The organism is Rhodoferax sp. (assembly GCF_013297935.1).
Classification (GTDB): domain Bacteria; phylum Pseudomonadota; class Gammaproteobacteria; order Burkholderiales; family Burkholderiaceae_C; genus Allorhodoferax.
Window position 1 is genome coordinate 48,348 of record NZ_JAAFIX010000011.1, and the last position, 13,803, is coordinate 62,150.

Sequence of the window (13,803 nt, forward strand, 5' to 3'; positions counted from 1 at the left end):
GCGCCATGAATCTCAGTGCTTTGTTGGAGCAGCAGTTCCATCTGCCCAGCATTCCCAAAGTGGTGGCACTGTTGCTGAGCGAGTTGGAGCGCCCAGAGGTTGACCTGCACAAGGTCAACCGCCTGATTAGTACCGACCCGGCGCTCACCACCCGTTTGCTGCAACTGGCCAACTCCAGCTTTTTTCAACAATCGGGCAAGATCAGCACAGTATCCGAAGCGCTGGCCTTGCTGGACCTCAGCCACGTGCAAAGCATGGCCCAGTTGGCGGCCGCCGCGGCCTCGCCCAAGGCGGTGCCCGGCATTCAGTTGCCCCAGTTTTGGGAGTACAGCCTGAATGTGGCAAAACTCTCCCGCTCACTGGCAACGCTGGTGCGCTTGAATCCGCAGGCGGCGTTCACGACCGGCTTGATTCATGGGGTCGGGGAGTTGGCCATGCACCTGGCCATGCCCGATGTGTGCGCCATGCTCGACCAGGAGATTCCCGCCCTCGGCCTCAAGCGAGCGTTTGTGGAGCGCAGCGTGCTGGGCTACTGCTATTCCAGCGTAGGCGCCGGTTATGCGCGCATGTGGCAATTCCCGAAGCCGATGGTGGACGCTATCGAACACCAGTACGCGCCGTTTGAGAACAATGTGTACGAACCGCTGGCGGGGGTGATTCACCTGGCCGCCTGGCGCGCACGCGCCAAGGAGGCGCGCCTCACCGAAAAAGGCCTGGCCGTGACCTACCCCGATGCAGTGGGTGTGGCCCTGGGCCTGAACATTGACATGGTGCTGCAGCAAGACCCGTTTGACTGGGCAGCCCACACCTGACCGCACCATGAGAGCTCTTCGAATTTATGCGGGCCCGACCGCCCGTGCATCTTTGGCTGCCCAAGGTTTGCAGCCGGAGCACGTGGGCACGATCCCCGGTGCAGCCGGCGGCCCCAAGGGGCTGATCCTCGGCCCGATGGACCGGTTTTTGTTCGGCGATTGGCTACTCCGCTCCAGCCAACCGGTAGACCTGGTGGGCGCCTCGATAGGCGCCTGGCGCATGGCTACCGCTTGTTTACATGAGCCGGTGGCCGCCTTTGAGCGGCTGGAGCACGATTACATTCACCAGCACTATGAGCTCGCCCCGGGCCAGAAAAGGGTGAGCGCAGACCAGGTGAGCGAAACCTTCGGGCGCAACCTGCTGGCCTTTTATGGCGGGCGGGTGCCCGAAGTGCTGAACCACCCGCGCTACCGGCTGCACATCGTGACCTCCCGGGGCCGGCACCTGCTGGGTACCGAACACAAGCTGCGTACCCCGCTGGGCTATCTGGGGGCTTTTTTGACCAATACCGTCCAACGCAAGGCCATGGGGGCCTGGCTGGAGCGGGTGGTGTTTTCCACCGGTGGAGCAGGGCAGGCGATGGCCCCCTTGCCGTTTGACACGCGGGACTACCGGACACGGCGGGTGCTGCTGGACGATGCGAACTTCAACCCCGCGCTGCAAGCGAGCTGCTCTATTCCGTTTGTGCTGCGGGCTATTCAAGACATTCCCGGTGCCCCGCCGGGCGCCTATTGGGATGGCGGCATTACCGACTACCACCTGCACCTGAACTACGCCGCTCCCGGCCTGGCGCAAAGTGCTATCAATTCAGGAGCTACTAGCGCATATTCCACGAGGGCTAGCGGCATAAATGATGCTAAAAAGCTCGTGCTGTATCCGCATTTTCAGAAAAGCGTGGTGCCGGGCTGGCTCGACAAAGGCCTGAAGTGGCGGCACCGGAGCAGCCCGTTTTTAGACACCATGGTGCTCCTGGCGCCCGATCCGGAGTGGGTGAAAACTTTACCGAACAGCAAACTTCCGGACCGCACAGACTTTACGCACTACGGCAATGATCTGGATGCACGGGTAAAGGCGTGGACACGCGCCACCCGTGCCAGCCAGCAGTTGGTGGACGAGTTCATCGCCTGGCTGGACAAGCCCGACATGAACTTGGTACACCCGCTATGACCTTCCTGCGCTTCCCGCCTGCAGCCCTCACCATGTTGCTCAGTCTGTGCCTGCTCGCGCCCGCCGCGCCGGTATGGGCCGGGCCCATGCTAGACCGGATCAAGCAGCACCTGATGGAGCGCCGCGAAGGTGCCGGAAGAACGGCCGCAGACGAGGGCCTGGAAGACCCGGACGGCAACGCCTCCAGTGACAACCGGCTCAAAGTCCTGCGCGATGTGCCCTATGGCAATGACGCCCGGCAAAAGATGGATGTTTACCTGCCGGAAGGCAGCGCGAGCGGGGCAGCGCCGGTCATCTTCATGGTGCATGGCGGTGCCTGGCGTACCGGCGACAAACGCAACAGCAATGTGGTGGACAACAAGGCCAATCGCTGGCTGGCCAAGGGGTTTGTGTTTGTATCGGTCAACAACCGCCTGCTCCCCGAAGCGGACCCCTTGGACCAGGTCCGCGATGTGGCCCGCGCTCTGGCTGCAGCACAGTCCAAGGCGCCGGGTTGGGGCGCGGATTCCAAACAATTTGTCTTGATGGGGCATTCGGCGGGAGCTCACTTGGTTGCCTTGCTGGCATCTTCACCCGTCTACGGGCCGCAGGCCGGAGCCCAACCCTGGCTGGGTGCGGTGTTGTTGGACAGTGCGGCGCTGGATGTTGCCCCCATCATGAAGCAGCGCCATTTCAAGCTCTATGACCCGGCTTTTGGCACCGACCCGGATTTCTGGAAGGCCGTTTCCCCGCTGCAGCAATTGCACGCAGGCGCCAAACCCATGCTCGCGGTGTGCTCGACCCGGCGCGAAGACTCCTGTGCCCAAGCCAAAGTATTCAGCGCCCATGCCACCAGCTTGGGCGTCAAAGTGGTGCTGCTCGGACAAGACATGAGCCACGGCGATATCAACAAGGACTTGGGCAGCGCCGGAGCCTACACCCTGGCGGTCGAGCAATTCATAGGCGGGCTCAGCCCCGCCTTAGCCGGCGCGCTGGCTCGCTAAAGGGCCGCCAGCAGCATGTGGCGGTAGTCCTCTACCGTGGCCAGGCGGGGGTTGGTTTTATGACAGTGGTCCGCAAGAGCACCACCAATAATCTGCTCAAACTGCTCCTCGCGCACGCCCAAGGCAGCCAAACCGGTGGGTAGCCCCAAGCGGGCATTCATGTCTTTGACCGCAGCACCGAGATCCCCCGAACTCTGCAGCCCCATCGCATGGGCCATGCGCTGCAGCCGTTTGTCTTTTTGCACCGACTCGGCTTCTGCATTGAAGGCAATCACCGCGGGCAGAAACATGGCGTTCAGGGTGCCATGGTGCAGGCGCGGGTCGACCCCGCCCAAGCTGTGGCTGAGCGAATGCACGCAACCCAACCCTTTCTGAAATGCCATGGCGCCCTGCATGCTGGCACTCATGAGCTGGGTGCGGGCCTCCAGGTCCCGGCCATCGGTGGTGGCGCGCTCGATGTGGGCCCACGCACGCTCTAAGCCATCCAGAGCAATGCCATCGGCAGGCGGGTTGAAGGCGGCCGCCATAAAGGTCTCCATGCAGTGGGCCACGGCATCCATGCCGGTTGCCGCTGTCAGACGCGGGGGCAGCCCCACCGTGAGCTCCGGGTCACAGAGGGCCGCTTTGGGCACCAGGTGCCAGCTGTGAAAGCCGAGCTTGCGGTGGTCGTCGACGATGATGATGGCGCCCCGGGCCACTTCGCTCCCGGTGCCGCTGGTGGTCGGGACCGCAATCAGGGGGGCCACCTGATCGGTAATCCGCACCGAGCCGCCCTCTATGGTCGCGTAGTGGGTGAGGGGGCCTTCGTGGGTAGCGGCAATGGCCACGCCTTTGGCGCAATCGATCGCCGAGCCTCCGCCCACGGCAATCAGGCCATCACACCCTTGAGAACGGTACATGTCGGCGGCGGCCCGGACGGCGGCCTCGGTGGGGTTGGACGGCGTCTGGTCGAACACGGCGTACGGCATTCCCCCCAGCGCATCGAGCGCCTTTTGCAAAATGCCGGCGGCCTTCACGCCCGCATCCGTCACGATCAAAGGCCGTGAAATACCAATGCGCTCACACTCGCTGCGCAGCAGGCGGATGGCGCCGCAATCGAACTGAATCTGGGTCACGTAGTAGATCAAAGACATGGTGCCGCCGTGTAGGATTGAACGAATTCCGACTGTAGCGATTTCACCGCCTCTCATGAGTCACCACTTTGACCCCCACGCAAATCCCCGCAATTTGCTCACACCCGCCACCCTGAAGGTAGTGGACAGCATTGCGCGGGCGGGGCACGTGCCCATGCACGCCATGAACGCCACCCAGGCCAAGGCCGCCTACGCCGCAGCGGCCAATGTGCTGGAGCTGCCGATTCAAAAAGTGCTCCGCGTGGAAGACTTCACCATTCCCGCGCGGGACGGCACGCTGCTGCCAGCGCGGCATTACGCCACCACGCTCGGAACTTTGCCGGTCTTGCTCTACCTGCACGGAGGCGGCTTCACGGTAGGCAGCATTGCCACCCACGACGGCCTGTGTCGCAGGCTGGCACACCTGGCAGGCTGCGCGGTGGTCTCGCTGGACTACCGGCTCGCGCCGGAGTACCAGTTTCCCACGGCCCATGAAGACTGCTGGGATGCCTTGCAGTGGATCGCCCGGCATGGCCCCGAGCGCGGCCTGGACGCCTCGCGCCTCGCAGTCGGCGGCGATAGTGCGGGCGGCACACTGTCAGCGGCCTGCGCCATTGAGGCGCGCGACCACCAGCTGCCGCTGGCCTTGCAGCTCTTGTTTTACCCGGGGTGCGCGGGCCACCAGGACACGGCCTCTCACCGCAAATTCGCCAAAGGTTTTGTGCTGGAGGAGCCGAGCATCAGTTACTTCTTCGGGCACTACGTGCGCACACCTGCCGACCGCGACGACTGGCGCTTTGCCCCGCTGGACGGCAAGCGCCCGGACGGCTTCGAGGTCGACCTGGGTGGCGTGGCACCCTCGTGGGTAGGCCTGGCCGAATGTGACCCGCTGGTGGACGAAGGCGTTTTGTATGCCGACCGGCTGCGCATGGCCGGCGTGGCGGTGGACTTGGAGATTTACCGCGGCGTCGTGCATGAGTTCATCAAAATGGGGCGGGCCCTGCCGGAGGCCCACACCGCCCACCAGGACGCTGCCCGCGCTTTGCGAGCCGCCTTTCAACTCACATAGGAACCCGCACCATGACATGGACACCCCAGGACTTCAAATTCCTCCACCCGCTGCGCGTCCGCTGGTCTGAGGTGGACATGCAGAAGATTGTTTTCAACGCGCACTATCTCACCTACCTCGACACGGCCATGGCCGCGTATTGGCGTGCCTTGGCCTTGCCCTACAGCGACACCATGGAGTCCCTGGGCGGAGATTTGTTCGTGAAAAAGGCGACGCTGGAGTACCACGCTCCGGCGCTGTATGACGAGGGCTTGCAGGTCGCGCTGCGGCTGCAGTCGATCGGCACGAGTTCGTTGCGTTTTGATGGGGCGGTGTTTCGCGAAGGCGTGTTGCTGACGAGCGCCGAGCTGATTTATGTGTTTGCAGACCCGCAGTCGCGGACCTCCCTCCCTGTGCCCTTGGCGCTTAAATCGGCTTTATCGGCATGGGAAAGCGGCGCACCGGCAGTCAACACCACACTGGGCGACTGGCAGACCCACAAAGACTGCATCACCCCCTTGCGCCATGCGGTCTTTGCGAAAGAACAGGGCATTGCAGCCGACCTGGTGTGCGACGCGGCGGACGAGTCTGCGGTTCATGTAATGGTGTGCAATGGTTTGGGGCGCGCCGTGTCGAGCGGACGGCTGCTGGTGCATGCACCCGGTACGGGTCGCATCGGCCGGATGGTGACGGACAAGGCACTGCGCGGCCAAGGCTTGGCGCGAACGGTGTTGCATGCGCTGATGGAAGCGTCGCGCCAGCGGGGAGACTCCGCCATCGTCCTGCACGCGCAAGCCAGTGCGGTCGGTTTCTACCTCAAGGAAGGTTTCAAGCCCGTGGGGCCGGAGTTCGTGGAGGCCGGCATTGCCCATCAGGAGATGGAGCTCCGCTGGGCTCTCACAAACGTGAAGTCTTAGAACCCCAGGGACGCCAGCAGATCGTCGACATCGTCTTGCTTGAGAGCGTTGTCGGCGGTCTGCGGTCCTTCCAGGACATGGTCATCCACGGATACGCCTGTACCTGAATCGGCTACTTTCGGAGTCGCTACTGCCTCGGGGCTGCTGTCGAGCAGCAGCTGCACCAGCTGCATTTCGGTACGGGTGATGATGTCGATCACCTTCTTGATGACCTGACCGGACAAGTCCTGAAAATCCTGCGCCATCATGATGTCGCTGAGCACTTCGGACTGCTTGGAAGAAAACTCTGCCGTCGAATGGGCAAACTTGCCACAAGTCACCAACAGCCCCTTCGCTTTGTCGTCGCTGTAGTCAGGGTTCTGAGCGAGGCGGGTGAGTGCCTCGCCCAACTCGTCGCCCCGTTTGGCCAAGTCGTCACAGGCCGGCTTGGCGGCCTCCACCAGATTCAGCACCTTGTTGGCCGCGTCCTCCGTCATCTTGCCCACGTAGGCCAATCTGTCCCTTGCGTTGGGAATTTCTTCAACGATGTTGTGGAGTTGGTTGCTACCCAACACCGAGAGTGCTTCGTGCATTTCCCGCGTGATGGATCCCAAACGGGCAAACGCTTCTTCTTTGCTGAGAGGTGTGGACATAAGCGAGCGGGTTCCTTCGGCGCGTTGTCGGTCTATTCTTATTATGAAGTGCGAAACCGCCGGCGTGCCACCTTAATCCTGAAAATCGGAGGGTAAACCGGCCTCAAATATCTTCCAAGAGGGCGTAGGGCAGGGGTAACACCGTCAGTTCGGCACCGGCAACCGACAGCTTCCCGGCTTGGCTGGAGGTTTGCAGCACAACAACTGCCTCATAGCCGCCAGCGGGGTGGGCCGCCGACTGCACGACCTGACCCACCACATTCTCCGGATCATCGTCGGCATAAATTTCCTGTGCCGCAGTCAGCGGGCCGGTCGTGTGAACCCGGTAGGCGCGCCGCTTCAAGGTGCCGCGGAACTGGCTGCGAGCCACCACCTCTTGCCCCGGGTAGCAGCCCTTTTTGAAGCTCACGCCGCCGACGGATTCGTAGTTCAACATTTGAGGAACAAAGGCCTCGAACACCGGCTGCGTCACCATCACCACCCCGGAAGCCACCTCGCCCCATTGCCAGGTGTCGAGTGGCAACGCGGGCCCTGCGGGCTGCGGCGCCCCAGCAGGCGCTATGAGGATTTGTCGTGCCGTGCTCCCCGCAGGGTACAGCGCGACCAAAGAATTCTGATCAAATTCGGTCTTAGCCCATATGGAATATGCGCCATTAGCTATGTTTTTTGTAGCATCGCCCGCCAGGCCCCACAGGTCGTAGGCTTCGCTTGCGTCCGACAACTTGGCTTTGGAGCGCATGACAAACATGGAGAGCCGCTTGAGCGTGGGTGCCAGCAAGTCTTTACTGCAGAGGAGCAAAATTTTTCCATCTTCGCGCTTGAGTCCGATAAAGCTGGCTTGCATCCGCCCTTTGGCATTGCAAAACGCGGCCAGCCGTGCTTGGTCGGTTCCTAAGAGCGAGAAATCCTGGGTGAGCTGGCCATGGATGAATTTGGCAGCGTCATCGCCCTCGATGGCGATAACACCCCAGTGGTTCAAACGGACTACGCCAAAAGGCAGGGCAAAAGAGGGAGCGGGGTTCGATGCGGTCATAGGCTGAATTATGATTCGCGGTTTGATCCAGACAGGAAGTAGGGCTGTGCGCTTTTTTATTGCGGTCGTTCTGGCCATTGCCGCCGTGCTCGCCGGTGCTTTTGCCTGGGTTCACACGCCGATGGCGCAGCAGGCGGAGGTGGTCGACCTGCAAGTCGCCGCCGGGGCCAGCTCACGTGAAGTGGCCAAGCGGGTGCAGGACGCCGGTGTCGACGTGTCGGCCGACCTGTTGTATGCGTGGTTCCGCCTGTCCGGCAAGTCGCGCCAGATCAAGGCGGGCAGCTACGAGATTAATCAAGGAACTACCCCCCGCGATCTTCTAGTGAAGCTGGTGCAGGGTGACCAGGTCTTGCGCACGGTCACCATTGTGGAAGGCTGGACCTTCCCTCAGGCGAGACGGGCCTTGGCCAAGGCGGAGTTTCTGAAGGCCCAAACCCAAGGTCTGTCGGACAGCGATGTGATGGCGGCGCTCGGCCGCGCGGGGCAGGCGCCCGAGGGGCGCTTTTTCCCCGACACCTACACCTATGCCAAAGGCAGCAGTGATCTGGATGTGCTCAAAAGTGCTTTGCAGGCCATGGACAAGCAGCTTGAAGCAGCTTGGAGTTTGCGCCAGCCCGGCCAGTACCTGCAAACGCCGGAGCAGGCGCTGGTGCTGGCCAGCATTATCGAAAAAGAGACTGGCCGGACGGCTGACCAGGCGCTGATTTCAGCCGTTTTCCACAACCGGCTGAAGATCGGGATGCGCCTGCAAACGGATCCAACGGTGATTTATGGGCTTGGTGAGCAATTTGACGGCAATCTGCGCAGAGCCGATTTGCAGGCCGACACGCCTTTCAACACCTACACCCGCAGCGGACTCCCGCCGACCCCTATTTCTTTAGCCGGCAAGTCAGCGCTATTGGCCGCCGTTCAGCCGGAGGCTTCCAAAGCACTTTATTTCGTAGCCCGGGGCGACGGTAGCAGCCAGTTCAGCGTGACGTTGGACGAGCACAATCAAGCCGTCAACAAGTACCAGAGAGGGCGTTGAGCCCAAGAGCATGCAGGGACTATTCATCAGTTTTGAGGGTATTGATGGCGCGGGCAAGTCGACGCACATCGATGCCGTTCGCGTAGCCTTTGAGGCCAGCGGTGCACCAGTGACGCTCACCCGTGAACCTGGAGGAACTCCGCTGGCCGAACGTTTGCGCACCATGGTCCTGAATGATTCCATGGATGCCATGACTGAGGCGCTGCTCGTTTTTGCCGCCCGGCGTGACCATTTACAGCAGGTCATCCTGCCGGCACTGGCACAAGGCCATGTGGTGCTTTGCGATCGTTTTTCCGATGCCAGCTTTGCGTATCAGGGCGGCGGCCGTGGGTTCGACTGGGGCATTCTGGAGACCTTAGAGAAGTGGGTTCAGTCCACAGAAGCTCAGGCTGCGCCAGGCGTGCGAGCCTCGTTGGTCAAACCGGACCTCACCATCTGGTTTGACTTGCCGCCGGCAGTGGCCGCACAACGGCTCTCGCATGCGCGGGTGCCAGACAAATTCGAGTCTCAGCCGCAGGTGTTCTTTGAGAATGTCGCGCAAGGCTATGCGCGCCGGGCAGCAGCCGATGCGACGAGGTTTGCGCGGGTCCATGCAGACCAGACGCAAGATGCCGTTCGGGCAAATGTGTTGGCGGTACTTCGTCAGCGTGGGTACATCCCGGAATGACAGTCGCATCTTGGATTGCGCACCAGCGCGGCGTATTACTCAGCCAGAAAGGACACGCTTGGCTGCTGCAAGGGCCGTCGGGCCTCGGCCACTACACACTGGCCATGGAGCTTGCCCGGGCCTGGCTGTGTGAAAACGCCAGCGGGGAGGGTGCCTGTGGCACCTGTGGAAGCTGTCACGCCATCGATGTGCGCACCCATGCCGACTTGTGCATGCTCATGCCGGAAACCACGGTGCTGGAGCTCGAATGGCCCTTGAGTGAAAAGGCACAGAGCGAGATTGACGACAAGAAGCGCAAGCCCAGCAAAGAAATCAGGGTCGACGCAATGCGCGACGCGGTGGAATTTTCTCAGCGCACGAGTGCGAGAGGCCGGGGCAAGGTCGTGGTGGTGTTTCCCGCGGAACAAATGAACCACGTAACTGCCAACGCGCTCCTGAAGACCCTGGAAGAGCCTGCCGGGGATGTCCGCTTTGTGCTGGCAACCGAATCTGCGCATCAGTTGTTACCGACCATCCGTAGTCGCTGCATCTCACACACGCTCCTTTGGCCGACCCCGCAGGACGCCGCAGCCTGGCTGACAGGGCAAGGAGTGGACGCAACAAAAATTGCTTCGGCACTCCAGGCCGGTGGCGGTCGACCGGAGGTCGCTTTGTCATTGGCGAGGTCGGGGGACGCCCTTAGCCGATGGGCAGACATACCGCTGAGCCTCAAGGCAGGGGATGGGTCTGTCTTTAAAGACTGGTCTGCCGCTCACCAGCTGGATGCAGTCCAAAAAACCTGCCACGACTTGATGACCCTCGCCGTAGGAGCCGAACCCCGCTTTTTCCCCAAGAAGGCGTTTCAGGGGATTCAGCCCGACACGGTGGCGCTGTCAACGTGGTCCCGCCAGTTGAAAGAGTCTATGAAAACCATAGATCACCCATTCAACGCAGGCTTGCTGACTGAGTCACTTGTATCGAATGCCCAATCCGTCCTAAACTCCGGACAGCCAAGGAAACCATGAGCAGCACCCCTATTCCCAGCGCACGGCCCAGTGTCATTCAGCTTTCCATCAAAGAGAAGGCTGCCCTATACGCTGCGTACATCCCCATGTTTACGGAGGGCGGGGTGTTCATTCCCACTACTCGGGAGTACGCATTGGGCGATGATGTTTATGTTTTGCTGTCTTTGCCGGAGGATGTGCAGCGCTACCCGGTCGCCGGCAAGGTTGCCTGGGTAACGCCTGCCAAGGCGGCCGGTGGGCGCACGCAGGGTGTTGGGATTTTGTTCCCTAAGGATGAAAAGTCCCGCGCGCTGAAGCTCAAAATAGAAGAGATTCTCGGGGCACATATGGCGTCTGATCGCCCCACCCAAACGGTTTAACTCTACCAACCGGCTAGGCGCAGGATTAGAAGTCATTGCCAGCCGCGGTATGTTGCGGACTACGCATGTTTACTGATTCACACTGCCACCTCACTTTTCCCGAACTTGCCGCAAACTGGCCAAGCATTTCAGATGCCATGCAGACCGCCCGCGTCACCCGTGCCATGTGTATTTGCACGACGCTGGAAGAGTTCCCTACGGTGCATGAATTCGCCCTGTCGCAGCCTCATATCTGGGCCACGGTCGGCGTCCACCCTGATAACGAAGGCGTCCCGGAGCCCAGCTTGGATAAGTTGCTCGAATGGGGCCGGCTCTCCAAGGTGCTGGCCATTGGAGAAACAGGGCTCGATTACTACCGCCTGAATGGCAGGTCTGTTGCTGATATGGAGTGGCAGCGCAATCGCTTCCGGACCCACATTGCTGCCGGCCGTGCCCTACACAAGCCGCTTGTGATCCACACGCGATCTGCTTCAGAAGACACGCTCGCATTGCTTAAAGAAGCAGGGGAGTGTGGGGACAGCGACAGCGCAGGGGGCGTGTTTCACTGCTTTACGGAAGACACTGAAGTGGCCCGACGTGCCTTGGACTTGGGTTTCTATATTTCGTTTTCAGGAATCATTACCTTCAAAACGGCACAGAGCATCCGGGACGTTGCAGCCTTGGTGCCATTGGATCGCCTTTTGATTGAAACAGACAGCCCTTATCTTGCTCCTGTCCCTTACCGCGGGAAGACGAACAACCCGTCTTACGTTCCATGGGTTGCCAAGGAATTAGCAGCAATCAAACAATGTTCAATTGAGGACATCGCCAAACGGACTTCCAGCAATTTTGACGTTTTGTTCAAGGTGTCAACATGATCCGGATTCTCAGGTTCTGGGCTTTTTCCTTCGCACTATTAGGTGTTGCGAACAGCCATGCGGGGTCTTACGAAGATTTTTTCAATGCCATTGAAAAAGATAACGCGGCGATTGTCGGGAATCTCTTAAGCCGGGGCTTTGACCCCAACACCGTTAATCCTCGGGGCATGCCAGCTCTGATACTGGCGATCAAGTCCGGTGCAGTGAAGTCCACCGAACTTCTCGTCAATCACCCCGAGCTAAGGGTTGAAGCCCGTTCACCCCAGGATGAGAGCGCGCTGATGCTGGCGGCCTTCGTCGGCAATCTGCCGCTGACTACCGACCTCATTTCAAAAGATGCCGACGTCAACAAGCCTGGCTGGACACCATTGCACTATGCCGCAACCAATGCGCATTTGCCGGTGATTCGATTGCTCCTGGAGAACTTTGCGTACATTGACGCGGCGTCACCCAACGGATCAACACCGTTGATGCTGGCTGCGATGTATGGGAATAGCTCCGCGGTGAAGTTACTTCTTGAATCCGGAGCCGACCCAACCATCAAAAACGACAAAGGGCTCGACGCAATGGACTTTGCCCAGCAAGCCAAAAAAACCGAGTCTGCGGAAATCATTGGGGCATTTTTGCGTGCCAGACGGCCTAAGGGAACGTGGTAGTTGTACTTTATACGATGTATATTATGTTAATAAAGATGGCGACAAAGTGATTCTTTAGGCAATTGCAAACTTCACGCTAGGCACACTTGGGTCACTAAACGACGCGCCCAAAGCCAAGTCACCCGATCCGTGTAATACACACTCCTCCCGGCGCAGCAAAATATCTCCGTTCAGATCATCTGCAAAGCGAACCCAAGTTCCATAGCTACTAAGGTCTTCAACGATAACGCCCCCATTTCGCCAAACTAAACGGGCATGGGTCCTCGAAACCCGAGGATCCGTCACAACAAACTCTGCAGTCTTCACACGCCCAATGTGAACAGGCATGTCAAAAGAGCGGAAGATGGCCGATTGATCGAGGTACTGCAAGCGCACTTGTTTACCGAGCACATCAGAAGTGCCGAAAGTGTCCACAAGGATTTGCGCCTGCATCGTCAGAAAGTCAGAGGACTCCTCTTCTTTCCATTCGATTTGAACTACCTCACAAGGTAAGTCCCTGCCACGGATACTTATCGCCCCAAGAGACCGAAGGGAAACGCCCCTGTGATAGACATAGCGATCAACACTGCCCTGGCTGGCCCATATTTGATTAGGTCCGCATAAATCGCACAGGCGCGCAGCTACATTCACCGCATCACCGTAGAAGTCGCCAGCAGTCTGCTCCATATCACCGAACGCAATACCAATACGAACGGGTAGTTGATCCCGAGGGTTCAGACCCTGAGTGTGCCGTAGATGAGTCCTTTGGACGTCAACTGCAAAATCGACAGCTCTGTTGGCATCAGAAAAGACAACCATTACGCCATCACCCAAAGTCTTCACCAACTGCCCTTGGTGAGCACCCGCAAGTGAAGAGATGCGATCTGTAATCCGCGTGATCAAGTCAGTCGCCCGGACATTTCCCATCATGCCGAACATAGCCGTACTGCCATGCAAGTCAGTAAAAACAACTGTTGACTGGATACCCATCCGAGAACTCTCGTGTAAACCTTCTAGGCTTTGAGTTTAGAGCAAACCAACATGCCAAAACAAAAAATCGCTTTATGTTAGATGCCATTCTTCAAGTCACTTGAGCAGCGATCTGCGCCACTTGTGTTGTACTCGCGAAACATTGACATGGATCGTCCTCTTGCGTGATGGGTCGCGAATCCTTAAGGTATCGTCAAAACAAAAGTAGGAACTATGCGTTGGAAATCATCTAGCTTTATGAATGGAGTGGGCTCGCTGTTTCGCGGAGCTTTCCCGTTGAACCAAACACAATCAATAAAGTCAATCAATGAAATTCGGCAAGCGATGTTGGCCGAGCTCGGAGATGCCGCCGATAAACGCTTCGCGCTCATACAACTACGAATTACCTACGCTGACGATATCGATGACCTGTGGTACTTGCGTGGCGACGTGATGGCAGCAGTCGCTTCTTTTGCAGGAGAGGCAATCGCGAAGGAGCGGATTGGCCAAATCAGCGAAATGTTTGTTGGTTTGGTACCAAGCTCCCTTACAGGAAAGCTTGGTCAAAGGTATCGATAGA

The 13,803-nt window shown here is 59.4% G+C and carries 16 protein-coding genes; 12 read left to right on the forward strand and 4 right to left on the reverse strand.

The window, feature by feature from the left end; translation table 11 throughout:
• The first annotated feature begins 5 nt into the window (after window positions 1–5).
• From QZW03_RS14305 to QZW03_RS14315, 3 genes are read left to right on the forward strand one after another with little or no spacing between them, the layout of a single operon-like run.
• Window positions 6–812 (forward strand): HDOD domain-containing protein, encoded by an 807-nt coding sequence (locus tag QZW03_RS14305; protein WP_296510689.1) that lies wholly within the window; start codon window positions 6–8, stop codon window positions 810–812.
• Between the two features lie 7 nt (window positions 813–819).
• Window positions 820–1,980 (forward strand): phospholipase, encoded by a 1,161-nt coding sequence (locus QZW03_RS14310; RefSeq protein ID WP_296510690.1) that lies wholly within the window; start codon window positions 820–822, stop codon window positions 1,978–1,980.
• Window positions 1,977–2,963 carry an alpha/beta hydrolase gene (locus tag QZW03_RS14315; protein ID WP_296510691.1) on the forward strand — a complete coding sequence of 329 codons (987 nt, stop codon included), beginning with the start codon at window positions 1,977–1,979 and terminating at the stop codon, window positions 2,961–2,963. Before QZW03_RS14310 ends, QZW03_RS14315 begins: the two co-directional genes overlap by 4 nt.
• Here QZW03_RS14315 and QZW03_RS14320 read toward each other — a convergent pair.
• Window positions 2,960–4,096, reverse strand: coding sequence for an iron-containing alcohol dehydrogenase (locus tag QZW03_RS14320; protein ID WP_296510692.1), 1,137 nt, complete (start codon window positions 4,094–4,096; stop codon window positions 2,960–2,962). The genes QZW03_RS14315 and QZW03_RS14320 overlap by 4 nt on opposite strands.
• 55 nt (window positions 4,097–4,151) lie before the next feature.
• On the opposite strand from QZW03_RS14320, the gene QZW03_RS14325 reads away from it, so the two are divergent.
• Together QZW03_RS14325 and QZW03_RS14330 are read left to right on the forward strand one after the other, a co-directional pair.
• Window positions 4,152–5,144 carry an alpha/beta hydrolase gene (locus QZW03_RS14325; protein WP_296510693.1) on the forward strand — a complete coding sequence of 331 codons (993 nt, stop codon included), beginning with the start codon at window positions 4,152–4,154 and terminating at the stop codon, window positions 5,142–5,144.
• Window positions 5,145–5,155: 11 nt separating this feature from the next.
• On the forward strand, window positions 5,156–6,040 hold the full coding sequence (locus QZW03_RS14330; RefSeq protein WP_296510694.1) for a YbgC/FadM family acyl-CoA thioesterase: 885 nt from the start codon (window positions 5,156–5,158) through the stop codon (window positions 6,038–6,040).
• Here the strand turns inward: QZW03_RS14330 and QZW03_RS14335 are convergent.
• On the reverse strand, window positions 6,037–6,672 hold the full coding sequence (locus tag QZW03_RS14335; protein ID WP_296510695.1) for a protein phosphatase CheZ: 636 nt from the start codon (window positions 6,670–6,672) through the stop codon (window positions 6,037–6,039). The genes QZW03_RS14330 and QZW03_RS14335 overlap by 4 nt on opposite strands.
• 103 nt (window positions 6,673–6,775) lie before the next feature.
• Entirely contained in the window at window positions 6,776–7,705 is a 930-nt protein-coding gene (locus QZW03_RS14340; protein WP_296510696.1) for a folate-binding protein, read from the reverse strand.
• Between the two features lie 10 nt (window positions 7,706–7,715).
• Between QZW03_RS14340 and mltG the strand changes: the two genes are divergently transcribed.
• The 6 genes from mltG to QZW03_RS14370 all read left to right on the forward strand — a co-directional run bounded on the left by mltG (window position 7,716) and on the right by QZW03_RS14370 (window position 12,275).
• A complete protein-coding gene (mltG, locus tag QZW03_RS14345; RefSeq protein WP_296510697.1) occupies window positions 7,716–8,732 on the forward strand; it encodes an endolytic transglycosylase MltG in 1,017 nt (338 codons plus the stop codon).
• Between the two features lie 10 nt (window positions 8,733–8,742).
• A complete protein-coding gene (tmk, locus tag QZW03_RS14350; protein ID WP_296510698.1) occupies window positions 8,743–9,399 on the forward strand; it encodes a dTMP kinase in 657 nt (218 codons plus the stop codon).
• Window positions 9,396–10,403: a DNA polymerase III subunit delta' gene (locus tag QZW03_RS14355; RefSeq protein WP_296510699.1), complete on the forward strand. Its 1,008-nt coding sequence runs from the start codon at window positions 9,396–9,398 to the stop codon at window positions 10,401–10,403. The genes tmk and QZW03_RS14355 overlap by 4 nt, the downstream gene beginning before the upstream one ends.
• Window positions 10,400–10,762, forward strand: coding sequence for a PilZ domain-containing protein (locus tag QZW03_RS14360; protein ID WP_296510700.1), 363 nt, complete (start codon window positions 10,400–10,402; stop codon window positions 10,760–10,762). The genes QZW03_RS14355 and QZW03_RS14360 overlap by 4 nt, the downstream gene beginning before the upstream one ends.
• A 65-nt stretch (window positions 10,763–10,827) precedes the next feature.
• Window positions 10,828–11,619 carry a TatD family hydrolase gene (locus QZW03_RS14365; RefSeq protein ID WP_296510701.1) on the forward strand — a complete coding sequence of 264 codons (792 nt, stop codon included), beginning with the start codon at window positions 10,828–10,830 and terminating at the stop codon, window positions 11,617–11,619.
• The gene (locus tag QZW03_RS14370; RefSeq protein WP_296510702.1) at window positions 11,616–12,275 is read left to right on the forward strand and encodes an ankyrin repeat domain-containing protein; all 660 of its coding nucleotides are present in this window, start codon (window positions 11,616–11,618) and stop codon (window positions 12,273–12,275) included. Before QZW03_RS14365 ends, QZW03_RS14370 begins: the two co-directional genes overlap by 4 nt.
• A 54-nt stretch (window positions 12,276–12,329) precedes the next feature.
• On the opposite strand, the gene QZW03_RS14375 is transcribed toward QZW03_RS14370, so the two are convergent.
• Window positions 12,330–13,244 (reverse strand): adenylate/guanylate cyclase domain-containing protein, encoded by a 915-nt coding sequence (locus QZW03_RS14375; protein WP_296510703.1) that lies wholly within the window; start codon window positions 13,242–13,244, stop codon window positions 12,330–12,332.
• Window positions 13,245–13,457: 213 nt separating this feature from the next.
• Between QZW03_RS14375 and QZW03_RS14380 the strand changes: the two genes are divergently transcribed.
• Entirely contained in the window at window positions 13,458–13,802 is a 345-nt protein-coding gene (locus QZW03_RS14380; protein WP_296510704.1) for a hypothetical protein, read from the forward strand.
• Window position 13,803: the final 1 nt, after the last annotated feature.

Bases quoted from the DNA above. Each gene is read 5' to 3' on its own strand.
- QZW03_RS14375 (WP_296510703.1), bottom strand. From the start codon at position 13,244: ATGGGTATCCAGTCAACAGTTGTTTTTACTGACTTGCATGGCAGTACG.
- mltG (WP_296510697.1), top strand. From the start codon at position 7,716: ATGATTCGCGGTTTGATCCAGACAGGAAGTAGGGCTGTGCGCTTTTTT.
- QZW03_RS14355 (WP_296510699.1), top strand. From the start codon at position 9,396: ATGACAGTCGCATCTTGGATTGCGCACCAGCGCGGCGTATTACTCAGC.
- QZW03_RS14330 (WP_296510694.1), top strand. From the start codon at position 5,156: ATGACATGGACACCCCAGGACTTCAAATTCCTCCACCCGCTGCGCGTC.
- QZW03_RS14310 (WP_296510690.1), top strand. From the start codon at position 820: ATGAGAGCTCTTCGAATTTATGCGGGCCCGACCGCCCGTGCATCTTTG.
- QZW03_RS14365 (WP_296510701.1), top strand. From the start codon at position 10,828: ATGTTTACTGATTCACACTGCCACCTCACTTTTCCCGAACTTGCCGCA.
- QZW03_RS14305 (WP_296510689.1), top strand. From the start codon at position 6: ATGAATCTCAGTGCTTTGTTGGAGCAGCAGTTCCATCTGCCCAGCATT.
- QZW03_RS14360 (WP_296510700.1), top strand. From the start codon at position 10,400: ATGAGCAGCACCCCTATTCCCAGCGCACGGCCCAGTGTCATTCAGCTT.
- QZW03_RS14370 (WP_296510702.1), top strand. From the start codon at position 11,616: ATGATCCGGATTCTCAGGTTCTGGGCTTTTTCCTTCGCACTATTAGGT.
- QZW03_RS14335 (WP_296510695.1), bottom strand. From the start codon at position 6,672: ATGTCCACACCTCTCAGCAAAGAAGAAGCGTTTGCCCGTTTGGGATCC.
- QZW03_RS14320 (WP_296510692.1), bottom strand. From the start codon at position 4,096: ATGTCTTTGATCTACTACGTGACCCAGATTCAGTTCGATTGCGGCGCC.
- QZW03_RS14325 (WP_296510693.1), top strand. From the start codon at position 4,152: ATGAGTCACCACTTTGACCCCCACGCAAATCCCCGCAATTTGCTCACA.
- QZW03_RS14380 (WP_296510704.1), top strand. From the start codon at position 13,458: ATGCGTTGGAAATCATCTAGCTTTATGAATGGAGTGGGCTCGCTGTTT.
- QZW03_RS14340 (WP_296510696.1), bottom strand. From the start codon at position 7,705: ATGACCGCATCGAACCCCGCTCCCTCTTTTGCCCTGCCTTTTGGCGTA.
- tmk (WP_296510698.1), top strand. From the start codon at position 8,743: ATGCAGGGACTATTCATCAGTTTTGAGGGTATTGATGGCGCGGGCAAG.
- QZW03_RS14315 (WP_296510691.1), top strand. From the start codon at position 1,977: ATGACCTTCCTGCGCTTCCCGCCTGCAGCCCTCACCATGTTGCTCAGT.